21 protein-coding genes and 2 pseudogenes are annotated in these 20,604 nt (G+C 68.4%); 13 read left to right on the top strand and 10 right to left on the bottom strand.

Annotated elements, in window-relative coordinates:
* Positions 1-2: 2 nt before the first annotated feature.
* Positions 3-443 carry a hydroxyphenylacetyl-CoA thioesterase PaaI gene (gene paaI, locus ACFJGX_RS09855; RefSeq protein WP_382328305.1) on the top strand — a complete coding sequence of 147 codons (441 nt, stop codon included), beginning with the start codon at positions 3-5 and terminating at the stop codon, positions 441-443.
* Positions 440-1,735: a phenylacetate--CoA ligase PaaK gene (gene paaK, locus ACFJGX_RS09860; RefSeq protein ID WP_382328307.1), complete on the top strand. Its 1,296-nt coding sequence runs from the start codon at positions 440-442 to the stop codon at positions 1,733-1,735. The genes paaI and paaK overlap by 4 nt, the downstream gene beginning before the upstream one ends.
* Here paaK and ACFJGX_RS09865 read toward each other — a convergent pair.
* The 3 genes from ACFJGX_RS09865 to ACFJGX_RS09875 are packed head-to-tail and all read right to left on the bottom strand — an operon-like array spanning position 1,732 to position 5,464.
* Positions 1,732-3,543, bottom strand: a complete 1,812-nt coding sequence (locus ACFJGX_RS09865) for a M61 family metallopeptidase (protein WP_382328309.1) — start codon at positions 3,541-3,543, stop codon at positions 1,732-1,734. The genes paaK and ACFJGX_RS09865 overlap by 4 nt on opposite strands.
* Positions 3,540-4,253, bottom strand: coding sequence for a DsbC family protein (locus tag ACFJGX_RS09870; RefSeq protein WP_291120718.1), 714 nt, complete (start codon positions 4,251-4,253; stop codon positions 3,540-3,542). The genes ACFJGX_RS09865 and ACFJGX_RS09870 overlap by 4 nt, the downstream gene beginning before the upstream one ends.
* A 41-nt stretch (positions 4,254-4,294) precedes the next feature.
* Positions 4,295-5,464 carry an FAD-dependent monooxygenase gene (locus ACFJGX_RS09875; RefSeq protein ID WP_382321653.1) on the bottom strand — a complete coding sequence of 390 codons (1,170 nt, stop codon included), beginning with the start codon at positions 5,462-5,464 and terminating at the stop codon, positions 4,295-4,297.
* 77 nt (positions 5,465-5,541) lie between these two features.
* Here ACFJGX_RS09875 and ACFJGX_RS09880 point away from each other — a divergent pair, with 77 nt between their 5' ends.
* Complete coding sequence (locus tag ACFJGX_RS09880) at positions 5,542-6,417, top strand: MOSC domain-containing protein (protein ID WP_382321650.1); 876 nt, start codon at positions 5,542-5,544, stop codon at positions 6,415-6,417.
* Positions 6,418-6,419: 2 nt separating this feature from the next.
* On the opposite strand, the gene ACFJGX_RS09885 is transcribed toward ACFJGX_RS09880, so the two are convergent.
* Both ACFJGX_RS09885 and ACFJGX_RS09890 read right to left on the bottom strand, forming a co-directional pair.
* The gene (locus ACFJGX_RS09885; RefSeq protein ID WP_382321648.1) at positions 6,420-7,298 is read right to left on the bottom strand and encodes an N-formylglutamate amidohydrolase; all 879 of its coding nucleotides are present in this window, start codon (positions 7,296-7,298) and stop codon (positions 6,420-6,422) included.
* Positions 7,299-7,321: 23 nt separating this feature from the next.
* Positions 7,322-8,284 (bottom strand): annotated as a pseudogene (locus ACFJGX_RS09890) (tripartite tricarboxylate transporter substrate binding protein BugE); the annotation flags it as partial.
* A 103-nt stretch (positions 8,285-8,387) separates the two neighbouring features.
* Between ACFJGX_RS09890 and ACFJGX_RS09895 the strand changes: the two are divergent.
* Positions 8,388-9,263, top strand: coding sequence for a LysR family transcriptional regulator (locus ACFJGX_RS09895; protein ID WP_382328311.1), 876 nt, complete (start codon positions 8,388-8,390; stop codon positions 9,261-9,263).
* 199 nt (positions 9,264-9,462) lie between these two features.
* Complete coding sequence (gene ychF / locus ACFJGX_RS09900) at positions 9,463-10,554, top strand: redox-regulated ATPase YchF (RefSeq protein WP_382154740.1); 1,092 nt, start codon at positions 9,463-9,465, stop codon at positions 10,552-10,554.
* Positions 10,555-10,585: 31 nt separating this feature from the next.
* Here the strand turns inward: ychF and ACFJGX_RS09905 are convergent, their stop codons facing one another.
* Positions 10,586-10,846: a hypothetical protein gene (locus tag ACFJGX_RS09905; RefSeq protein WP_382321640.1), complete on the bottom strand. Its 261-nt coding sequence runs from the start codon at positions 10,844-10,846 to the stop codon at positions 10,586-10,588.
* Between the two features lie 180 nt (positions 10,847-11,026).
* On the opposite strand from ACFJGX_RS09905, the gene ACFJGX_RS09910 reads away from it, so the two are divergent.
* Positions 11,027-11,806: an RNA pseudouridine synthase gene (locus tag ACFJGX_RS09910; protein ID WP_382321637.1), complete on the top strand. Its 780-nt coding sequence runs from the start codon at positions 11,027-11,029 to the stop codon at positions 11,804-11,806.
* Here the strand turns inward: ACFJGX_RS09910 and ACFJGX_RS09915 are convergent.
* Positions 11,779-12,957 carry an MFS transporter gene (locus ACFJGX_RS09915; protein ID WP_382321635.1) on the bottom strand — a complete coding sequence of 393 codons (1,179 nt, stop codon included), beginning with the start codon at positions 12,955-12,957 and terminating at the stop codon, positions 11,779-11,781. The two genes, ACFJGX_RS09910 and ACFJGX_RS09915, sit on opposite strands and share 28 nt — an antisense overlap.
* Positions 12,954-13,436, bottom strand: a complete 483-nt coding sequence (locus ACFJGX_RS09920; protein WP_382321632.1) for a YqaA family protein — start codon at positions 13,434-13,436, stop codon at positions 12,954-12,956. Before ACFJGX_RS09920 ends, ACFJGX_RS09915 begins: the two co-directional genes overlap by 4 nt.
* A gap of 178 nt (positions 13,437-13,614) precedes the next feature.
* Here ACFJGX_RS09920 and dusB point away from each other — a divergent pair, with 178 nt between their 5' ends.
* From dusB to ACFJGX_RS09940, 4 genes are all read left to right on the top strand, one after another.
* Entirely contained in the window at positions 13,615-14,652 is a 1,038-nt protein-coding gene (gene dusB / locus ACFJGX_RS09925) for a tRNA dihydrouridine synthase DusB (protein WP_382321630.1), read from the top strand.
* Complete coding sequence (locus ACFJGX_RS09930; protein ID WP_291120759.1) at positions 14,649-14,885, top strand: helix-turn-helix domain-containing protein; 237 nt, start codon at positions 14,649-14,651, stop codon at positions 14,883-14,885. Before dusB ends, ACFJGX_RS09930 begins: the two co-directional genes overlap by 4 nt.
* A 37-nt stretch (positions 14,886-14,922) precedes the next feature.
* Positions 14,923-16,509, top strand: a complete 1,587-nt coding sequence (gene purH, locus ACFJGX_RS09935; RefSeq protein WP_382328313.1) for a bifunctional phosphoribosylaminoimidazolecarboxamide formyltransferase/IMP cyclohydrolase — start codon at positions 14,923-14,925, stop codon at positions 16,507-16,509.
* A 204-nt stretch (positions 16,510-16,713) separates the two neighbouring features.
* Positions 16,714-17,133: a hypothetical protein gene (locus ACFJGX_RS09940; protein ID WP_382321628.1), complete on the top strand. Its 420-nt coding sequence runs from the start codon at positions 16,714-16,716 to the stop codon at positions 17,131-17,133.
* Positions 17,134-17,146: 13 nt separating this feature from the next.
* Here ACFJGX_RS09940 and hemL read toward each other — a convergent pair.
* Both hemL and ACFJGX_RS09950 read right to left on the bottom strand, forming a co-directional pair.
* A pseudogene (gene hemL / locus ACFJGX_RS09945) lies at positions 17,147-18,452 on the bottom strand (glutamate-1-semialdehyde 2,1-aminomutase).
* 10 nt (positions 18,453-18,462) lie between these two features.
* Positions 18,463-19,404: a hydroxymethylpyrimidine/phosphomethylpyrimidine kinase gene (locus tag ACFJGX_RS09950; RefSeq protein ID WP_382321626.1), complete on the bottom strand. Its 942-nt coding sequence runs from the start codon at positions 19,402-19,404 to the stop codon at positions 18,463-18,465.
* A gap of 155 nt (positions 19,405-19,559) precedes the next feature.
* On the opposite strand from ACFJGX_RS09950, the gene ACFJGX_RS09955 reads away from it, so the two are divergent.
* From ACFJGX_RS09955 to ACFJGX_RS09965, 3 genes are all read left to right on the top strand, one after another.
* Complete coding sequence (locus tag ACFJGX_RS09955) at positions 19,560-19,733, top strand: rubredoxin (RefSeq protein WP_291120767.1); 174 nt, start codon at positions 19,560-19,562, stop codon at positions 19,731-19,733.
* Positions 19,734-19,834: 101 nt separating this feature from the next.
* Positions 19,835-20,230 carry a PleD family two-component system response regulator gene (locus ACFJGX_RS09960; protein WP_291125525.1) on the top strand — a complete coding sequence of 132 codons (396 nt, stop codon included), beginning with the start codon at positions 19,835-19,837 and terminating at the stop codon, positions 20,228-20,230.
* The gene (locus ACFJGX_RS09965; protein ID WP_291120771.1) at positions 20,230-20,595 is read left to right on the top strand and encodes a PleD family two-component system response regulator; all 366 of its coding nucleotides are present in this window, start codon (positions 20,230-20,232) and stop codon (positions 20,593-20,595) included. The genes ACFJGX_RS09960 and ACFJGX_RS09965 overlap by 1 nt, the downstream gene beginning before the upstream one ends.
* Positions 20,596-20,604: the final 9 nt, after the last annotated feature.

Genomic DNA, 20,604 nt, shown 5'->3' on the forward strand with positions numbered 1-20,604 from the left:
GGATGAGCCCCGAAGACAAGGCCCGCAAGGTGGGCGAGACGATGTTCGCGGTGGACACCGCGAGCAAGGACACCATGGGCATGGAGCTGCTGGCCTGCGAACCCGGTCGCGCCGTGATGCGCATGGCCGTGCGCCCGCTGCATCTCAACGGCCACCAGATCTGCCATGGCGGCTTCATCTTCACGCTGGCCGATTCCACCTTCGCCTTTGCCTGCAACAGCCACAACAAGAACGCTGTGGCCGCGGGCTGCGGCATCGAGTTCCTGCGGCCCGCGCACGCGGGCGACGTGCTCACCTGCGAAGGCATCGAACAGACGCTGTCGGGCCGCCACGGCATCTACGACATGCGGGTGAGCAACCAGCGCGGCGAAGTGGTTGCGATGTTCCGCGGCAAGAGCGCGGTGATCGCCGGCACCGTGTTTCCCGAGGACGAGCAGCCATGAAGACCTTTCCCCTCGAACCGATCGAAAAAGCCGGCATCGACGAACTGCGTTCGCTGCAACTCAAGCGCCTGCAGGCCACGCTGCGCCACGCCTACCAGAACTCGCCGGTGTACCGCGCGAAGTTCGATGCGGCCGGCGTGCACCCCGACGACTGCCGCAGCCTGGCCGACCTGGCGAAGTTCCCTTTCACGACCAAGAAGGACCTGCGCGACAGCTACCCCTTCGGCATGTTCGCGGTGCCGCGCGAGCAGTGCGCGCGCATCCACGCCAGCAGCGGCACCACCGGCAAGCCGACGGTGGTGGGCTACACGCTCAAGGACATCGACACCTGGGCCACGGTGATGGCGCGCAGCATCCGCGCCAGTGGCGCCCGCCCGGGTGATCTGGTGCACGTGAGCTATGGCTACGGCCTGTTCACCGGCGGCCTGGGCGCGCACTACGGCGCCGAGAAGCTGGGGCTCACGGTGGTGCCTTTCGGCGGCGGCCAGACCGAGCGGCAGGTGCAGCTGATCCAGGACTTCCGGCCCGACATCATCATGGTCACGCCGAGCTACATGCTGGCGATCGCCGACGAGTTCGAACGCCAGGGCTTGGACCCGCGCGAGAGCAGCCTGCGCCTGGGCATCTTCGGCGCCGAACCCTGGACCAACGACATGCGGCTGGCGATCGAGCAGCGCATGGGCATCGACGCGGTGGACATCTACGGCCTCTCCGAGGTGATGGGGCCCGGCGTGGCGAACGAGTGCGTGGAAACCAAGGACGGCCCGACGATCTGGGAAGACCACTTCTACCCCGAGATCATCGACCCCGACACCGGCGAGCCGGTGCCCGACGGCGAGCTGGGCGAGCTGGTGTTCACCAGCCTGACCAAGGAGGCGTTGCCCATCATCCGCTACCGCACGCGCGACCTCACGCGCCTGCTGCCCGGCACGGCGCGCCCCATGCGCCGCATGGAGAAAATCACCGGCCGCAGCGACGACATGATGATCGTGCGCGGCGTCAACGTGTTTCCCACGCAGATCGAGGAGCTCATCCTCAAGCGCGCCGAACTCAGCGCGCACTACCAGTGCGTGCTCACGCGCCAGGGGCCGATGGACGACCTCACCGTGGTGGTGGAGACGCGCTCGGGCCTGTCACCGGACAGCGAGGAGGCCCAGGGGGCCGCGCGCCTGCTGCAGCACGACATCAAGGTGTTCGTGGGCAGCAGCGTGATGGTGCAGTTGAAGCCCGAGGGCGGTGTCGAACGCAGCCAGGGCAAGGCCAAGCGCGTTCTGGATCAGCGAGGGCGCTAGTTCAGCCAGCTGGCGAGCTTGGGCGCATCGCCCACCGCCAGCCGCACGGTGAAGGACTCGGTGGGCCAGTCCAGCGGCAGGCGCAGCAGGCGCTTGTCGCGCGAGACCAGCGCGGTCAGCTTGGCGCGCCGCGCGCGCAGGGGCGGCAGTTCGTCGAGCTTGTGGAGGCGCCAGGCCTCGGCCTCGCCGCCGCGCTGCGCGGGCGCGAACTCCACGCCCAGCCACTCGTCGTTCGCGGCCATGCCGGCGGCCTCAGCCGCGCCGCCGCGCAGCACGGTCTTGAGCACCACGCTGCCCCCGGTCTCGCTCACGCGCAGGCCGAGTTGCTGCGCCAGCGGCGCCTTGTCGTGCGCCACCTTCACGCCATGGTCCTGCAGCAGCGAGGGCAGGGGCAGCTCGTCGGTGCTGTGCACCCAGGCCGCGATCTCACCTTCGTAGCTGCGTTGGCCCAGGCGCTTGAGCGCGCGCAGCACGTCGGCCTCGCGCATCGGGCCGCCTTCGCAGCGCTGCCAGAGTTCGCGCATCACCGCGTCGAGCGAACCGTGGCCTTCGGCGCGCAGCGTGAGGTCCAGGCACAGCGCCACCAGCGAGCCCTTGGTGTAGTAGCTCACCGTCGCGTTGGGCGTGTTCTCGTTCATGCGGTAGTACTTCACCCAGGCGTCGAAGCTGGCCTCGGCGACGGTCTGCACCAGGCGGCCCGGCGTCTGCTGCACCTGGTTGAGGGTCTTGGCCACCAGCTGCAGGTAGGTCGCGTCGTCGATCAGCCCGGCGCGGCGCAGCATGAGATCGTCGTAGTAGCTGGTGAAGCCTTCGAAGAACCAGAGCAGCTCGGTGTGGTTCTCGCTGTCGTAGTCGTAGCGCGCGAACTCGGCCGGGCGCAGGCGCTTGACGTTCCAGGTGTGGAAGTACTCGTGGCTGATCAGGCCCAGCAGCGTGGTGTAGCCGTCCGTGGCCTTGAGGGCGGCGGGTTTTTCGCCCGGCGCGGGCGTGCGCGGCAGATCGGCGCGCTGGCAGATCAGCGCGGTGGAGTTGCGGTGCTCCAGGCCGCCGTAGCCGTCGGCGCTGGCGTACAGCATGAACACGTAGCGCGAGAAAGGCGGGGGCTGCTGGCCGTGCCAGAAGGCGATCTGCGTCTCGCAGATCTTGCGGGTGTCTTCGATCAGGCGCTCGCCATCCATCCACTCGCCCGCGCCGGCCACCACGAAGCGGTGCTCCACGCCGCCGGCGGTGAAGCTGGCGCTCCAGAAGCGGCCCATTTCCACCGGGCAGTCGGCGAGCTCGTCGTAACCCTCGGCGAGGTAGTGGCCGAAGCCCTGGGCGTCCACGGTCTGCGGCGTCAGGCCGGTGGCGACCTGCCAGCCGGCGGTGGCCTCGCCACCCACGAGTTCGAGCGCGTGCGGCGTGTCCTCCTGGCCGAGCACGCGCAGGCACAGGCTGGTGGCGTTGAAGAAACCGCGCGAGGCGTCGAGGAAGGCGGTGCGCACCGAGGCGTCGAAGGCATACACCTCATACCGCAGCTCCAGCGGCTCGCCGGCCTCGGCCTGGGCCTGCCAGCGGTGTTTGTCGAGCTGCCTGAGGGCGACGGGTTGCCCGTTCTGCCAGGCGCGCAGTCGTTGCAGGTTCTGCGAGAACTCGCGCACCAGGTAGCTGCCCGGTATCCACACCGGCAGGGCCACGCGCTGGTTCTTCGCGGGCTGCTCGATGCGCAGCGTCACGGCGAACAGGTGGGCGTGCGCGCTGAGCACCGAGACGGTGTAGCGCACGCCCGCGTTGCGCGCGGCCTTGGCCGCCCTGGCGCGGGTGCTCAAGGCTTGGCTTCCGCGAGCTGTTTCTCGATCTGCTCGGCACCGATGGCGCCGGGCACGCGCGTGCCGTTGGCGAAGATGATGGTCGGGGTGCCAGTGATGCGGGCCTTCTTGCCGAACTCGAAGTTGCGCGCCACGGCAGCCGCGTCGCAAGTCGCCGAGGGCGGGGTCACGTCGCGCACCATCCAGTCGATGAAGGTCTTGCCCTTGTCCTTGGCGCACCAGATGTTGCGCGACTTCTCGCCCGAGTCGGCGCTCAGGATTGGGTACAGGAACACGTGCACCGTCACGTTGTCGATCTTCATCAGGTCGCGCTCGAAGCGCTTGCAGTAGCCGCAGTTGGGGTCCTCGAACACCGCCAGCTTGCGCTTGCCATTGCCGCGCACGATGGTGAAGGCGTCTTTCAGCGGCAGGTCCTTGAAGGCGATGGCGGTGAGCTTGTCCATGCGCTGCTCGGTCAGGTCCACGCGGGCCTTGGTGTCGATCATCGAACCCTGGATCAGGTAGTTGCCTTCGGCGTCGGTGTAGAACAGCTCGCTCTGGTTGACGCGCACCTCGTAGATGCCCGGCATGGGCGTCTTGCTGACCTCGTCGATGGCCGGCAGGTTGGGCAGGCGCTCGGCGAGGTTCTTGCGGATGGTGGCTTCCTGGGCGATGGCGGCCATCGACAGGGCAGCCAAGGCCGCGATCAGGAGGGATTTGAAGAGTTTCATCGTGGGAGCCTTGGAGGGCGTGCGGGATTCGAAAGAGGGTTTCAGAAGTGCGGCTGGCCCATGGCCTGGCGGGCGATCCAGCGCTTGAGCGGGCCGCTGCGGTCGAAGCCGTTGAGGCCCCAGTTGCGCAGCGCCTGCACGCGCGAGTCGCCGTGGGCGAACAGGCCGAACAGACCGTCGGTGACCCAGCCCATGGCGCCCACTTCGGCGGCGCGCGCGCGTTCGTAGCGGCGCAGCAGCTTGAGGTCGCCCAGCTCGCGCCAGTATTCGCGCTGCTGCAGCACGCGCGCCAGCTCGGCGGCGTCGGCCAGACCCACGTTCAGGCCCTGGCCCGCCAGCGGGTGCATGGCGTGCGCCGCGTCGCCGGCCAGCGCCACGCCGCCCTGGGCGGTGCGGGCGATCCAGCGTTGGGCGCGCGAGAGTTCGAGGGGCCAGGCCTGGGCGGGGCTTTCCATGTGCATGTGGCCCAGGGCCTGGGCGCAGCGCGCCTGCACGGCCTGGGTGAAGGTGGTCGGGTCGGCTTGCAGCCAGGCGTCGGCCTGCTGTGCAGGGACAGACCACACCAGCGCCACGGAGTTCCCGAACGCGCCGCCCAGGGGCAGCAGGGCCATCACCTCGCCGTTGGAAAACCACTGCCGGGCGATGCCGCCGTGCGGCTGGTCGCAGTGCAGCCGCGCGGCCACCGCCTTGTGTGGGTAGGGGCGCACGTCGAATTCCAGGCCCAGTTCCGCGCGCGTCTGGCTGCGCTTGCCCTCGCACACCACCGTCAGGGCGGCGTTGGGCGCTTCGCTCACGCGCTCGATGCCGCCCTGGAAGCCGATCGCGTCGGACAGGCGCTGCTCCAGCGCGGGCACGTCCACGATCCAGGTCAGCGCGTCCGCGCCCTGGTCGTCGGCCGAGAACTGCAGCTCGCCGCCGTCGTCGCCCCACACCTGCATGGCGCTCACCGGGGTGATGGGGGGCACGCGGTCGTCCTGCGGATCGGCCTCGGGCCAGGCGCGCACCGAGCGCAGCACGTCGCGCGAGGCCGCGTTGATCGCGTAGGCGCGCACGTCGGGGGTGTCCTGCGGGCCGCGTGGCGCGCCGACCAGAGCCACGCGCAGGCGGTCGCGGGCCAGCAGCAGGGCCAGGGTCTGGCCCACCACGCCGGCCCCTCGGATGGCGACGTCGAAACGCCGGGTAGAGCCGGTGCGGGGGGCAGGGGAGTTCATGGGGGGATTCTAGGAGCAGGGCACAATCCGGGCCTTCCCCCGGGCGATACCCGGTACCCCCATCCTGACCATCCACCATGAGTGCTGAACCCATTGCCGCCGACGTGCAGGCCACCATCGCCCAGCTCTGGGTCTATCCGGTCAAGTCCTGCGCCGGCATTTCGCTGACCGAGGTCGAGCTGACCGACACCGGCCTGCTGTACGACCGCGCCTGGATGGTGGTGGACGCGGACGGCGAGTTCGTGACCCAGCGCGAGCTGCCCCGCATGGCGCTCATCCAGACCGCTTTCAAGATGGGCCAGCTGGTGCTGCGCGCCCCCGGCATGCTCGCGCTGCACCTGGCGCTGGACGCGGCCGAAGGCCCGCTCCAGGTGCGCGTGTGGGACGACGAGGTGCAGGCCTACGACATGGGCGATCTGGCCGCGCAGTGGTTCAGCGATTTCCTCGGTCAGCCCCTGCGCCTGGCGCGCTTCGACCCCGAGGTGCGGCGCGTGTGCAGCCTGAAGTGGACCGGGGGCCGTGAGGCCGTCACGCAGTTCGCCGACGGTTTCAGCCTGCTGGTGACCAGCACCGCGTCGCTGGACGAACTCAACACCCGCCTGGGCGCGGCCGGCCACGGGCCGGTGGAGATGCTGCGTTTCCGGCCCAACGTCGTGCTGGCCGGCGTGGAAGCGCACGACGAAGACCGCGTGGGCGCGATGCGCATCGGCACCGGGGACGGCGCGTCCGCGCTGATCGAGCCGGTCAAGCCCTGCGGCCGCTGTCCCATTCCCAACATCGACCCGGCCACCGCCATCTCCAGCCCCGAGGTGAACGACACGCTGCAGGTCTACCGGCAGGACCCGCGCCTCAACGGCGCCATCACCTTCGGCATGAATGCCATCGTGCTCGAAGGCGACGGGCAGGTGCTGCGGATCGGCCAGCCCGTGAGCGCCGACTGGAAGTTCGACTGAACTCAGCCCTGGGCTGATCGTGGCGGGCTGGCCCGCTCGCTCGCGTAGCGCGCCAGCGTGGCCGCCAGTTCGCCCAGGTCGCGCTGCACCGTGGCGAAACTGGCGTTGCGCTCCCGGGTGATCTCGTCCATGTACACCGGGCGGCGGATCTCGATCTGCAGGCTGTGGCGCCCTTGTGCGGGCTGGCCGATGCGAGCGATCAGCTGCACGCCCTTGTACGGGTCGTTGCGGGCCACCGAATAGCCGCGCGAGCGCAGCTCGCGCTCCACCAGGTCGACAAACGCCGGGTCGCAGGTGGTGCCGTCGCGGTCGCCCAGCACGAAGTCCGCGAGTGGGCGGGTGCTGCGGATCTGGAGCCGCTCGTAGGCGTTGTCGGGCATGGAATGCAGGTTCAGGTGCCAGAGCGCGCCGAAGCGGTCCATGGTCTCGTCGATGCATCGCGACAGGGCCGCGTGGTACGGGCGGTAGCAGCGGGCGATGCGCGCCTGCACCTCCGCCACGGTGAGCCGACGGTGGTAGATCGGCGTGCTGGCATCGATGTTGCGCCACACCAGGCCGAAACCCAGGCGGGTTTTCTCGCTCGGGTTCAGCGGCGCCGGCCACGGGCCGTCGAGCAGGTCCGGGTCGAGGTCGTCCTCCGAGCGGTTGCAGTCCATGTAGGTGCGGGGAAAGTGGGCCGCCAGCAGGCTGCCGCCCACCGAGGGCACCGCCGCCCACAGCGCCTCCACATGCGTGTCCTCGCCGCGCCGCAGCAGCGCCCGGGGCACGGCGTGGTCGTAGTCCGCCGGGTAGTCGGTGCCGCTGTGCGGCGAGTCGCACACCAGGGGCACGGGCGTGGCGACAGGGCGGTGCAGCGTGAACGGCGGTGCGTCGATCGGCATGGCTCAGTCCAGCGAGATCTTGGCGATCTCGCGACGCGCTCGTAGCGCTCCATGGCCTGCTGGATCTGCTGGGCGAACGCCTCGGGCGTGCCGGGGATCAGCGTGGAGCCCGAGGCTTCCATCTGCTTGATGAACTCGGGGTGCTTCATGCCTTTGTGGATGGCAGCGTTGAGCCTGGCCACCACCTCGGGCGGCGTGCCCGCCGGCGCGACCACGCCGAACCAGCCGCCACCGCCCATCTGGGGGAAACCGAGTTCGCCGTAGGTGGGCACCTCCGGCAGCGAGGGCGAGCGCTTCTCGCTCAGCACCGCCAGCGCGCGCAGCTTGCCGGACTGGATGTTCGGCAGGGCCGACGGCAGGTTGTCCGTGATGGCGGTCACCTGGCCCGCCATGGCGTCGGTCATGGCCTGCCCGGCGCCCTTGTACGGCACGTGCAGCAGGTTCATCTTGGACAGGGCCATGAAGTGCTCGATGTTGGCGTGGCCCAGGGAGCCAATGCCCGGCGAGGCGAAGCTGTACTTGCCCGGGTTGGCCTGGGCCAGGGCGATGAACTCCTTCATGTCCTTGGCCGGTGTGGCGGGATGCACCGCGAAGACGCTGGGCGTGGTCGCCACGTTGGTGATCGGCGCGAAGTCCTTCACCGGGTTGTAGCGCAGCTTGTTGCCATAGACCGCCGGGTTGCTGCCGTGCGTGCTGACGGCGGCCATGCCCAGGGTGTAGCCATCGGCCGGCGCGCGGGCGACGAATTCCATGCCCGTCGAGCCACCGGCGCCCGCCTTGTTCTCCACCACGATGGACTGACCGAGCTCGCGACCGCCGTATTCGGCCACCAGGCGCGCGGCCAGGTCGGTCGAGCCGCCGGGGGCGAAAGGCACGATCAGCTTGATCGGCCGGTTGGGGTAGGCGGTCTGGGCCTGGGCGGCAGCGCCCAGAACGAGCGCGGTGGTCAGGGTCAGCGCGGTGCGCAGCAGGGTTCGGGTGGTCATGTGAGGTCTCCTCCTCGGGGATGGGAGCCGAAGGGTAGGAAATCCGACCAAGGCAGGCAAACGACATTTTCGCCGTGTGCGATGACATGATGTAATCAGCCGCATGCGCATCCGAAGCCCTTCTCTGGTGGAGCTGCACGCCTTCCTGGGCGTGGCCCGCCATGGCAATTTCCACCGCGCGGCCGACGAGCTGTGCGTGACCCAGGCGGCGGTGAGCCGCGCGGTGGCCCGGCTCGAGAAACACCTGGGGGTCCAGCTGCTGGACCGCGCGGCCAGCGGCGTGCGCCTGACCCCGGCCGGCGCCGACTTGCGCCGCCAGGTCGAAGGGCCCGTGGCCGCGCTGGAGGCCGCGGCGGGCCAGGTCAGGGCCCTGCCCGAAGCCCTGCGGCTGCGGCTGTCCGTGGTGCCCAGCCTGGGCAACCTCTGGCTGATGCCGCGCCTGGAGGATTTCCGGCACCGCCACCCCGAGATCGACATCGAGTTCCGCCAGTACCACCACGACGAGGACTTCACCCGCGCGGACGTGGATCTGTGGGTGGCGCTCAAGGCGCGGGCCGGCAAGCACTGGCCCCGCCAGGTGGCGGCGCAGTACCTCATCGGCCGCGAGATCGTGGCCGTGTGCGCGCCCGCGCTGGCGCAAGGCATCGACGGCGTGGACGCGCTGCTGAACCTGCCCCTGCTGTACCACAGCAACTACCGCGACAACTGGGCCCTGTGGGCCGATTCCGTGGGCGGGCAACTGCCGCCGCACTGGCGGGGAACGGGCTTCGACCTGGTCATGAACCTGATCGAAGCGGCCCGCGCGGGCATGGGCGTGGCGGTGGTCCAGCGCTGCATGGTGCAGGCCGAACTGCGCAACCGGCCGCCTGGTCACCCCCGTGCCCGGCAGCGCCAGCACCGGGCGGGGCTACTACCTGTGCCGTCCGCGCGCGACCGCCGGCTCCCGCGCGGTGGAGGCTTTCTCGCTCTGGGTCCGTGAACAGGCCCGGCGCGCGGGCGGCTGAGCGTCCGGGACGCTTCAGCGCGAGAGATTCACCCATCAGTACAATCGACACCCGTTTCCCCTTGGCAAGACGAGGACAACGTCCTCACGGAACCCGGTACCTCTCACCTCGGTTCGCAGCACTGCCAGACAGGCGCTACACAGTGCCACAGGGGTTGATTCATAAGGAATTTCCATGAGCCTCCAATGCGGCATCGTGGGCCTGCCCAACGTCGGCAAGTCCACCCTTTTCAACGCGCTGACCAAGGCCGGCATCGCGGCCGAGAACTACCCCTTCTGCACCATCGAGCCCAACACCGGTGTGGTGGAAGTGCCCGATCCGCGCCTGCAGCAGCTCGCCGAGATCGTCAAGCCCGAGCGCATCGTGCCGGCCATCGTGGAGTTCGTGGACATCGCCGGCCTCGTGGCGGGCGCGAGCACCGGTGAAGGCCTGGGCAACAAGTTCCTCGCGCACATCCGCGAGACCGACGCCATCGTCAACGTGGTGCGCTGCTTCGAAGACCCGAACGTCATCCACGTGGCCAACAAGGTCGACCCGATCGCCGACATCGAGGTCATCCAGACCGAGCTCTGCCTGGCCGATCTGGCCGCCGTGGAAAAGGCCCTGCACCGCGTGAGCAAGACCGCGCGCTCGGGCGACAAGGAGTCGATCAAGCAGGTCGCCATCCTCGAGAAGTGCCAGGCCGCGCTCAACGACACCCAGCCGGTGCGCACCATCGACTTCAGCAAGGAAGAGCAGGCGCAGCTCAAGCAGTTTTTCCTGATCACCGCCAAACCCGCGATGTTCGTGGCCAACGTGTCGGAAGACGGCTTCGAAAACAACCCGCTGCTGGACCGCCTCAAGGAATTCGCGCAGAAGCAGAACGCGCCCGTGGTCGCCATCTGCGCCAAGATCGAGGCCGAACTCTCCGAGATGGACGACGCCGACCGGCTCGAATTCCTCAAGGAACTCGGGCAGGACGAGCCGGGCCTGAACCGCCTGATCCGCGCGGCCTACCAGCTGCTCGGCCTGCAGACCTACTTCACGGCCGGCGTGAAAGAGGTGCGCGCCTGGACCATCCACGTAGGCGACACCGGCCCGCAGGCCGCTGGCGTGATCCACACCGATTTCGAGAAGGGCTACATCCGCGCCCAGACCATCGGTTTCGACGACTACATCGCCTACAAGGGCGAGCAGGGCGCCAAGGACGCGGGCAAGATGCGCGCCGAAGGCAAGGACTACGTCGTCAAGGACGGCGACGTGATGAACTTCCTGTTCAGCAGCTGAACTCGATCCGCCTTGGCTGAGCCAGCGGGCGTCAGTCCGCGGGCTGCGCCTTGCCCCGCCAGTGGCGGACGTTGAACGGGAACACCGGGCGGTGGTCCTTCATCGCCAGGGCGGCGTCCGGCGTGGCGCCCAGATCGCCCCAGCCACTGCCGTCGCCCCAGTGCCGGAAACCGTGCTGGAGCACGCTGTGGCTCTCGCCGGGAATGCCCAGCGCCGTGGTCTCGTAAACGCCCTCCCGGGCGGGGTTGCCGTTGGTCTCGATCGTGAACCAGGAATAGAACTCAGTGGACATGGAAGATCCTTTGTCAAACAAAGAGAGCCCCCACCTTAAGACAGAACGACACGCTTCGACTGTTCGCTGGGAAACACTCGATCGGCCGCGTGGCACGTGCTGCCAAAGCATGAAGGGGAAGTGGCATGCCGAAATGGTCACCCGCCTGGACACACCCGAACAGCGCGTAGAGTCGGCGGCATGAACGAACACGCTCCGATCCGTCCCGAACCCCAGCGCCTGGCCAAACGGCTCGCGGCCCAACTGCCGTGCTCGCGCCGCGACGCCGAACACTACATCGCTGGCGGTTGGGTGCGGGTTGACGGCACCGTGGTCGAGGAGCCCATGGCGCGCGTGCGCGACGAGCAGGCCGTGGAGCTCGATCCGAAGGCGCGGCTGGAACCGCTGGTGCCGGTCACGCTGGTCTGGCACAAGCCCTCGGGCCAGGCCCTGCCCGACGAATCGCCTTTGCCCGACGAGCTGGCCGCGCGCTGGTTCGCCCCGGGTGCGCGCTTCAAGGGCGACCGCTCGGGCGTGCGCCCGCTCAAGGCGCATGGCCACAAGCTGCTGCCGGTCTCGCCGCTGGAGGTGCTTGCCAGCGGCCTGATGGTGTTCACGCAGAACCCGGGCGTGGCGCGCAAGATCACCGATGCCTCCTCGCCGCTGGAACACGAGTGGCTCGTGGAGGTGCAGGACGATGCCGAACTCGACGACGACGCGCGGCGCGAAGCGGTGCTGCAGTCGCTGGGCAAGGCGCTGTTCTTCGACGGCTGGGCCGTGCCCACGGCGCGCGCGAGCTGGCAGAGCGAGCGGCGCCTGCGGCTGGCGATCAAGGGCACGCTGCCGGGGCAGGTGGCGCACCTGGCCGAGCGCGCCGGCCTGCGCCTGGCCTCGGTGCGGCGCCAGCGCCTGGGCCGCATCGGCCTGGACGGCCTGCCTTCAGGCCAGTGGCGCTACCTCGCCGCGCACGAGCGTTTCTGAAGCCACGCGGCCCACAGGCTCACGGCCATCGCGACCAGCATCACGGCCAGGCCGACCTGGTGCAGGTTCATCATGCGGCCCTGGGCGATCATCACGCCGCCCAGCGCCGCGCCCAGGGCCTGCCCGCCATACAGGGCCGAGGTGTTGAGCGCCACGGTGGCCGGGGCCAGCTCGGGTGAGATCTGCACCAGCCGCGCCTGCTGCGCCGAGTTGCACGAGAAGCAGCCCAGCGCCCAGGGGATGAGCACGAAGGCCTGGGCCCAGACGCCGTAGCGGCCCAGCGGCCAGAGCAGCAGGCTCAGCACGATGGCGCACAGCGTGATCAGCACGGCCCGGGGCGCGCCGATGCGGTCGATGGAGCGCGTGACCGCGACATTGCCTGCCAGGCCGAAGACGCCGAACCACAGGAAGATCAGCGACAGCAGTCCGCCGCCCGCGCCCAGGGTCTGCGCGAAGTAGGGGGCGAAGTAGGAGAACAGCGTGAACTGCCCGAAGGAGAAGAGCAGCGTCACGGCCACGGCGGTCATCAGCGGGGCCGAGCCCAGGGTGCGGCCCCAGGCCTCGCGCGACAGCGCGGCCGGTTTGATGCCGTCGGGCATCTCGCGCCACACCCAGGCGCCGCTGAGGAACGAGGTCAGCGCCACCAGCCCGAAGGCCCAGCGCCAGTTGAGTTCGCTGCTGATCCAGGCCGACAGCGGCATGCCCAGCACCGAGGCCAGCGACCAGCCCAGGAAGATGAAGGTGATGGCGCGCCCGCGCATCGCCGGGCCGACCAGGAGGCCCACGCTGGCCGCCGCCTGCGGCGTGAAGATGGCCGGCGCGATGACGGCCAGCACGCGCAGCGGCATCAGGCTGGCGTAGTTGGGTGCCAGCGCGCAGGCCAGCAGCAGCACGCCGTACCAGATCAGCGAGATCGTGAGCAGGCGGCGCCGGTCCCAGCCCGCGACCAGGCTGGCGAACAGCGGCGCGCCCAGGCCCATCAGGATGGCCGCGGCCGTGATCAGCTGGCCGGCCTGCGGGATCGACACGCCCAGCGAGTGGCTGATGTCGTTGAGCGTGCCGGGCACCACCATCACACCGGTGCCGATCACGAAGTTGCCCACCATCAGGGCCCAGAGGGCGCGTGGCAGGCGGTTGCTGGCAACGGTCATGGATGCAGGGTTCCAGGGAAGAACCACAACAGCGCGGCCGTCATGGTGAGGTAGCGGGCGAACTTGCCGATGGCCATGTAGGCCAGGCAGGGCCAGAACGGAAATTTGAGCCAGCCTGCCACGGCGCATAGCGGGTCGCCCACCACCGGCAGCCAGGACATGAGGCAGGCCTTGGGGCCGAAGCGCTCCAGCCATTGCAGCGCGCGCAGATCGACGTGGTTGCCGCGCGCCCGGTCCACCACCTTGTGCGTGCCCAGGCCCATGAGCCAGCTCACGGCGCCGCCGGCCGTGTTGCCGGCGGTGCGCACCAGGATGGCGGGCCAGAAGAGATGCGGGTTGATCTTGATCAGGCCGAACACCGCCGGCTCCGATCCCAGGGGCAGCAAGGTGGCCGATATGAAGGACACCACGAAGACCGTGCTCAGGCCGAATTCGGGCAGGGCCAGCTGCTCTATCAGGTAGGTGATCCAGTCGGGCATGGGCGGCGAAATCCGGGGGTGGGGGAGACCGGCGATCGGGAAGTCGGAGGGAGAGGGCAAAAAGGGTGCCGACATATCGCCTGCTGAAAAAACAGGCAGATACAATCGCGTTCCTTCGCCCCCCGCGTTAGCAGGGATCGCGGCAGTTCCACCGCTCGACACCGATTCTCCCACCGCCATGCAACTCGGGGCTTTCACCCTGCCCAATGCCCTGTTCGTCGCGCCCATGGCGGGGGTGACGGACCGGCCATTCCGCAAGCTGTGCAAGCGCCTGGGCGCGGGCTATGCGGTGAGCGAGATGGTGACCTCGCGCCCCGATCTGCAGGACAGCCTCAAGACCTCGCGCCGCGCCAACCACGAAGGCGAGGCCGCGCCGATCTCGGTGCAGATCGCCGGCACCGACGCGCAGATGATGGCCGACGCCGCGCGCTACAACATCGACCGGGGCGCGCAGATCATCGACATCAACATGGGCTGCCCGGCCAAGAAGGTCTGCAACAAGTGGGCCGGCTCGGCGCTGATGCAGGACGAGGCGCTGGCCATTGAGATCGTGCAGGCCGTGGTGGCCGCCTGCGAGCCGCACGGCGTGCCCGTCACCCTCAAGATGCGCACCGGCTGGTGCGCCAGCGTGCGCAACGCCCCCACGCTCGCGCTGGCCGCCGAAGCCGCGGGTGTGCAGATGCTCACCGTGCACGGCCGCACGCGCGAGCAGGGCTACAAGGGCCAGGCCGAGCACGACACCGTGGCCCACATCAAGAGCCGCGTGCGCATTCCGGTGGTGCGCAACGGCGACATCGACAGCCCCGAGCAGGCGCGCGAGGTGCTGCGCCGCACCGGGGCCGACGCCATCATGGTCGGCCGCGCCGCCCAGGGCCGGCCCTGGATCTTCCGTGAAATCGCCCACTTCCTCGCCACCGGCGAACACCTGCCGCCGCCCGACCTGGCCGACGTGCGGGTCTGGCTGCTCGACCACCTGCACGACCACTACGACCTGTACGGCGAATCCACCGGTGTGCGCAGCGCGCGCAAGCACCTGGGCTGGTACGCGCAATCGCTGCCGCTGCCCCCCGGCGCGGCCGCCCTGTTCCGTTCGCGCGTCAACGCCGTCACTACGGTGGAGGCGCAGCTGCGCTGCGTGAGCGAGAGCCTGGACGAGTGGTCGTCCGGCGAAACCACAACAACAACCCCGAGCGACAACTGGAAACTGGCCGCATGAAACAGAACAAATTGCACGACTGTGTGCGTGCCAGCATGGAAGACTTCTTCCGCGACCTCAACGGCACCGACCCCGCCAACCTGCACGACATGCTGGTCAAGGCGGTGGAAAAACCCTTGCTCGAAGTGGTGATGGAGCAGGCGCAGAACAACCAGTCGCGCGCCGCGCAATGGCTGGGGCTGAACCGCAACACGCTGCGCAAGAAGCTGCTCGAACACAAGCTCATCGACTGAGCCCACCGATTTCCCAACCTCCCAAGCCCTCTCTTCCATGCGCGCACTCATTTCCGTCTCCGACAAGACCGGCATCGTCGAACTCGCCCAGGCCCTGCACGGCCTCGGCGTGGCCCTGATCTCCACCGGCGGCACCGCCAAGCTGCTGGCCGAGAAAGGCCTGCCGGTGACCGAGGTGGCCGAGGTGACGGGCTTTCCCGAGATGCTCGACGGCCGCGTGAAGACGCTGCACCCCAAGGTGCACGGCGGCCTGCTGGCGCGCCGCGACCTGCCCGAGCACATGGCCGCGCTCAAGACCCATGGCATCGAGACCATCGACCTGCTGATCGTCAACCTCTATCCCTTCGAGTCCACCGTGGCCAAGGCCGGTTGCACGCTGGAAGACGCGATCGAGAACATCGACATCGGCGGCCCCGCCATGGTGCGCAGCGCCGCGAAGAACTGGAAGGACGTGGCGGTGCTGACCGACGCGGCCCAGTACCCGGCCGTGATCGACGAACTCAAGGCCAGCGGCAAGCTCAGCGACAAGACGCGCTTCGCGCTCTCGGTCGCCGCGTTCAACCGCATCAGCAACTACGACGCGGCCATCAGCGACTACCTCTCGTCCATCGAGTTCGAGGAAGGCGCCAGCGTGCCCCGCCGCAGCGAGTACCCGGCCCAGAGCAACGGCCGCTTCGTCAAGCTGCAGGACCTGCGCTACGGCGAGAACCCGCACCAGAGCGCCGCCTTCTACCGCGACCTGCACCCCGCGCCGGGCTCGCTGGTCACGGCCAGGCAGCTGCAGGGCAAGGAACTCAGCTACAACAACATCGCCGACGCCGACGCGGCCTGGGAATGTGTCAAGAGCTTCGAGGTGCCGGCCTGCGTGATCGTCAAGCACGCCAACCCCTGCGGCGTGGCCGTGGGCAAGGACGCGCTGGAGGCCTACGGCAAGGCTTTCCAGACCGACCCCACCAGCGCCTTCGGCGGCATCATCGCGCTCAACCGCGTGCTCGATGGCGCGGGCGCGCAGGCAATCAGCAAGCAGTTCGTCGAGGTGCTGATGGCGCCCGGCTACACGCCCGAGGCGCTGGAGGTCTTCAAGGCCAAGGCCAATGTGCGCGTGCTCGAAATCGCGCTGCCCCCGGGCGGCGCCACGGCGTGGGACAAGGGCCTGAACCTCAGCGATGTGAAGCGCGTGGGCTCGGGCCTGCTGATCCAGAGCGCCGACAACCACGTGCTGCAACGCAGCAACCTCAAGGTGGTCACCCAGCTGCAGCCGACCGAACAGCAGATCGAAGACCTGCTGTTCGCCTGGAAGGTGGCGAAGTTCGTGAAGTCCAACGCCATCGTGTTCTGCAAGGACGGCATGACCATGGGCGTGGGCGCGGGCCAGATGAGCCGCCTGGACTCGGCGCGCATCGCCAGCATCAAGGCCGGCCACGCCAAGCTCTCGCTGCAGGGCACGGCGGTGCGCAGCGACGCCTTCTTCCCGTTCCGCGACGGCCTGGACGTGGTGGTGGACGCGGGCGCGAGCTGCGTGATCCAGCCGGGTGGTTCGATGCGCGATCAGGAAGTGATCGACGCGGCGGACGAGCGCGGTGTCGTCATGGTCTACAGCGGCGTGCGCCACTTCCGCCATTGAGCGAACGGCGCCACGCGCCTGAATGCCCTCCGGGCCGCCGCAGAAACCTGCCGCGGCCCTTTTTCTTGCGGGGTCCCCGACCTTGAATAGTTAACTTCTATTCTTCGGATGCGGCCAATCAAATGGCTGTTTTCAAGGCGGCTCTCTATTCTCTGGGCCGGCGCGATCCAGACGGCCGACCCAGAACAACAACAGGAGACCCGCATGCTCACTCTGCAGAAGATGCCTGAAGCATCCACCGTGCGTTTTCAGCCCGAGCCCTGGATTCACCTGATCGAGCAGCTCGATGTGATCCTGGCGATGGTGCAAGCCGGTGACTCGAATCCCGTGCTCCGCCGCTTCGGTGCGCGCCGGCGTTCGGCCATGCACCGCCGCCTCATGCTGGAGCGAAGGCGCGTTGTTGCGGAGATCATGGTCTGGGGCCATGCCGACATCGCCATGGGCCCGATGCCGGATGCGCTGGCGCCGCAGCGCGATCTTGATGCCGAGTTCAGGCGCCTCGGAGACGCCTTCGACCTGTGCGCGCAGGACCCGTCGCCGCTGACGCAGGCCGCGCTGCGGGACTGGCTGACGCTGCGTTCGCACATGCACCGGGAGCACGCCCGTTTTTTTCGGGCGTACTGACCGAAGCCCGCGCTCAGCGCGCCAGCTGCTTGAACACCTCGCGCGCCGCAGCCACCGTGTCTTCGATGTCCTGGGCCGTGTGCGCCGCGCTCACGAAGCCGGCTTCGTACAGGGCCGGCGCGATGTAGACGCCGCGGTCCAGCAGGCCGTGGAACAGGGTGTTGAAGCGCGGGCCGTCGGTGGTCATCACCTTGGCGTAGTTCTGCGGCAGTTCGTCGAACAGGAAGAAGCCGAACATGCCACCCTCGCTGTCGCCACTCAGTGCCACGCCCTCGGCGGCGGCGGCGCCCTTGAGGCCATCAACCAGCGAACGCGTGGTGGCCGCGAGTTTGTCGTAGAAACCGGGCTGGCGAATTTCCTTGAGCGTCGCCAGACCGCAGGCCGTGGCAACCGGGTTGCCCGAGAGCGTGCCGGCCTGGTACACGCCGCCCAGCGGGGCGAGCTGTTCCATCACCGCGCGCTTGGCGCCGAAGGCGGCCAGCGGCATGCCGCCGCCGATCACCTTGCCCATCACGGTCATGTCGGGCTCGAAGCCGGGGATGAGTTGGGCGTACACGCTTTGCGCGCCGCCCAGCGCCACGCGGAAGCCGGTCATGACCTCGTCGAAGGCGAGCAGGGCACCGTGCTGCGTGCACAGCTCGCGGCAGCGCTTCATGAACGGCACGCTGGCGCGCACGAAGTTCATGTTGCCCGCGATCGGCTCGATGATGAGGCAGGCCAGTTCAGGGCCGTGCTCGGCGAACGCGGCCTCGAGTTGTTCGAGGTTGTTGTATTCGAGCACGAGGGTGTGCTGCACCACCTCGGGCGGCACGCCGGAGCTGGTGGGGTTGCCGAAGGTGCGCAGGCCCGAGCCGGCCTTGACCAGCAGGGCGTCGGCATGGCCGTGGTAGCAGCCCTCGAACTTGATGATCTTCTTGCGGCCGGTCGCGCCGCGCGCCAGGCGGATGGTGCTCATGCCGGCCTCGGTGCCCGAGCTCACCAGCCGCACCATGTCGATGCTGGGCACCAGTTCGACGATGGCCTCGGCCAACTCGACCTCGCGCTCGGTCGGCGCGCCGAACGAGAAACCCTCCAGCACGGCCTTTTGCACCGCCTCGACCACCGCCGGGTGGGCGATGGCCCAGGATCATCGGACCCCAGGAGCCGATGTAGTCGATGTAGCGCTGGCCGTTGGCGTCCCAGAAGTGGGCGCCCTGGGCGCGTTGCACGAAACGGGGCGTGCCGCCCACCGCGCGGAAGGCGCGCACGGGCGAGTTCACGCCGCCGGGGATCAGCGCCTTGGCGCGGTCGAACAGTTGCTGGTTGCGATCGGTGGTCATGGAGCGAAGGTCAATGTCTCGTGGTGTCGAGCGGGAAATCGTTGGCGTCGAGTGTGCTGTCGGGCGTGCCTTCGGCGGGGGCTTCTTCTTCCTCGCCCTCGTCGTCGTGGGCCCAGAACAGGCGGTCGGGCACGGCGTGGCCCATGCCGGGCTGGAAGCCCGCGTCCAGGCACTGGTCGAGGTAGGTGAGGGCTTCGGCGCAGGCCGCCTGCAGGTCGCTGCCGCCCGCGATGAGCGCGCACAGCGCGGCCGACAGGGTGTCGCCCGCACCGGTGAAGGTGGCTTCGAAGCGCTCGTAGCGCGCCGTGGCCAGCACCGTCTCGGGCGTGGCGAGGTGGCTTTCCAGGTACTGGTCGGCCGCGTTGAACCCGGTCACCAGGGTGTAGGGCACGCCGTGCACGGCGGCCGCGCGGGCCACCTCGCGGGCGGTGGGCGGGCGATCGCCTTCCCATTCGGGCAGCAGCCAGCGGCACAAGGTGCTGTGGTTGCCCACCAGCACCGTGGTCTGCGGCAGCAGCAGTTCGGCGCAGGCGTCCAGGTAGGTGTCGATCGCCATCTCGTCCCACCAGGAGAGGTCGGGCATGTAGGTGATGACCGGGACCTCGCTGTAGTCGGTCGTGATCTCCGCGATCACGCTCAGGTTTTCCGGGCTGCCCACGAAACCGACCTTGAAGGCCTGCACCGGCATGTCCTCCAGCGCGCAGCGCGCCTGGTCGGCCACCGCTTCTTCGTCGAAGGCGTAGTGGTCGTGGATGTCGGAGGTGTCGCGGATGTAGGCGCCCGTGACGATGGGCAGCACGTGCGTCGACGCGCTCGACATGGCGGTGATGTCCGCGCTCAGGCCGCCCGCGCCGCTGGGATCGCTGGCGTTGAAGGTCAGCACGCACGGCAGGGAAATCTCGCCGGGCTTCTCGACCGTTTCGGGCGCGGAAGTTGCGGGTGTATCGGGCATGGGTACGGAGGGGGGGAAGGGTTGTGGCGCGGTCACCCGGGTGGGTGCGTTGCGCAGGGCGCCAAACGTGATCGACAGCCGGTCCAACTGGCTTGCGGAGCGGCTTATGTCGCTCGATACAATGCTTGCATTCTAAGACAATGCCCCCTATAACCATGACCGAAACCAAGACTTGGATGTGCCTGATCTGCGGCTGGATTTACGACGAAGCCGCAGGTGCACCCGAGCATGGCGTGGCCGCCGGCACTCCCTGGGCTGAAGTGCCGATGAACTGGACCTGTCCCGAGTGCGGCGCCCGCAAAGAAGATTTTGAAATGGTGCAGATCTGAGGTCGGGGTCTGCGCGCTTGATGGTTTCCTGGCGAACCCGGTAGGGTATTTCTCCGGTCTCGCTTTCCTCGTTCTGTCCCACCCTCTGGAGCTAGTGAAACGTGAGCACAACGCCTGCCCTCAAAGTCCTGGTGGTTGACGACAGCAACACCATCCGCCGCAGCGCCGAGATTTTCCTCAAGCAGGGCGGGCATGAAGTCCTGCTGGCCGACGACGGCTTCGACGCCCTGGCCAAGATCAACGACTACCAGCCCGATCTGGTGTTCTGCGACATCCTCATGCCGCGCCTCGACGGTTACCAGACCTGCGCCATCATCAAGCGCAACGCCCGCTTCGCCGGCATCCCCGTGGTGATGCTGTCGTCCAAGGACGGCGTGTTCGACAAGGCGCGTGGGCGCATGGTCGGCTCGCAGGACTACCTCACCAAACCCTTTACCAAAGACCAGCTGCTGCAAGCCGTGCAGCAGTTCGGCGCCAACCTGACAGGAGCAGTGTGATGCCCATTCGGAAAATCCTCGTGGTGGACGACTCGAAAACCGAGCTGATGGTCCTGTCCGATCTGCTGGGAAAAAACGGCTACACCGTGAGCACCGCTGAGAACGCGGACGAGGCCTTCCGTCGGCTTGGCGAGGAAAAGCCCGATCTGATCCTGATGGACGTGGTGATGCCCGGTCAGAATGGGTTTCAACTCACGCGTGCCATCACGCGGGACCCTCAGTATTCGAGCATTCCCATCGTCATGTGTACGAGCAAAAATCTGGAGACCGACCGCGTCTGGGGCATGCGCCAGGGCGCACGCGACTACGTGACCAAACCGGTCGACGCGGAAGAGTTGCTGTCGAAGATTCGCGCGCTGGGTTGACCGCACCAC

Origin of the sequence: Hydrogenophaga sp. UC242_50 (assembly GCF_042697355.1) — a bacterium.
In the GTDB taxonomy this organism is placed as follows: Bacteria; Pseudomonadota; Gammaproteobacteria; order Burkholderiales; family Burkholderiaceae_C; genus Hydrogenophaga.

Excerpts from the sequence above, each read along its gene's own strand:
- ACFJGX_RS09870 (WP_291120718.1), bottom strand. The coding sequence starts at position 4,253 with ATGAAACTCTTCAAATCCCTCCTGATCGCGGCCTTGGCTGCCCTGTCG.
- purH (WP_382328313.1), top strand. The coding sequence starts at position 14,923 with ATGCGCGCACTCATTTCCGTCTCCGACAAGACCGGCATCGTCGAACTC.
- ACFJGX_RS09955 (WP_291120767.1), top strand. The coding sequence starts at position 19,560 with ATGACCGAAACCAAGACTTGGATGTGCCTGATCTGCGGCTGGATTTAC.
- ACFJGX_RS09880 (WP_382321650.1), top strand. The coding sequence starts at position 5,542 with ATGAGTGCTGAACCCATTGCCGCCGACGTGCAGGCCACCATCGCCCAG.
- ACFJGX_RS09915 (WP_382321635.1), bottom strand. The coding sequence starts at position 12,957 with ATGACCGTTGCCAGCAACCGCCTGCCACGCGCCCTCTGGGCCCTGATG.
- paaI (WP_382328305.1), top strand. The coding sequence starts at position 3 with ATGAGCCCCGAAGACAAGGCCCGCAAGGTGGGCGAGACGATGTTCGCG.
- paaK (WP_382328307.1), top strand. The coding sequence starts at position 440 with ATGAAGACCTTTCCCCTCGAACCGATCGAAAAAGCCGGCATCGACGAA.
- ACFJGX_RS09965 (WP_291120771.1), top strand. The coding sequence starts at position 20,230 with ATGCCCATTCGGAAAATCCTCGTGGTGGACGACTCGAAAACCGAGCTG.
- ACFJGX_RS09885 (WP_382321648.1), bottom strand. The coding sequence starts at position 7,298 with ATGCCGATCGACGCACCGCCGTTCACGCTGCACCGCCCTGTCGCCACG.
- ACFJGX_RS09940 (WP_382321628.1), top strand. The coding sequence starts at position 16,714 with ATGCTCACTCTGCAGAAGATGCCTGAAGCATCCACCGTGCGTTTTCAG.
- ACFJGX_RS09875 (WP_382321653.1), bottom strand. The coding sequence starts at position 5,464 with ATGAACTCCCCTGCCCCCCGCACCGGCTCTACCCGGCGTTTCGACGTC.
- ACFJGX_RS09920 (WP_382321632.1), bottom strand. The coding sequence starts at position 13,436 with ATGCCCGACTGGATCACCTACCTGATAGAGCAGCTGGCCCTGCCCGAA.
- ACFJGX_RS09910 (WP_382321637.1), top strand. The coding sequence starts at position 11,027 with ATGAACGAACACGCTCCGATCCGTCCCGAACCCCAGCGCCTGGCCAAA.
- dusB (WP_382321630.1), top strand. The coding sequence starts at position 13,615 with ATGCAACTCGGGGCTTTCACCCTGCCCAATGCCCTGTTCGTCGCGCCC.
- ACFJGX_RS09950 (WP_382321626.1), bottom strand. The coding sequence starts at position 19,404 with ATGCCCGATACACCCGCAACTTCCGCGCCCGAAACGGTCGAGAAGCCC.
- ychF (WP_382154740.1), top strand. The coding sequence starts at position 9,463 with ATGAGCCTCCAATGCGGCATCGTGGGCCTGCCCAACGTCGGCAAGTCC.
- ACFJGX_RS09905 (WP_382321640.1), bottom strand. The coding sequence starts at position 10,846 with ATGTCCACTGAGTTCTATTCCTGGTTCACGATCGAGACCAACGGCAAC.
- ACFJGX_RS09895 (WP_382328311.1), top strand. The coding sequence starts at position 8,388 with ATGCGCATCCGAAGCCCTTCTCTGGTGGAGCTGCACGCCTTCCTGGGC.
- ACFJGX_RS09930 (WP_291120759.1), top strand. The coding sequence starts at position 14,649 with ATGAAACAGAACAAATTGCACGACTGTGTGCGTGCCAGCATGGAAGAC.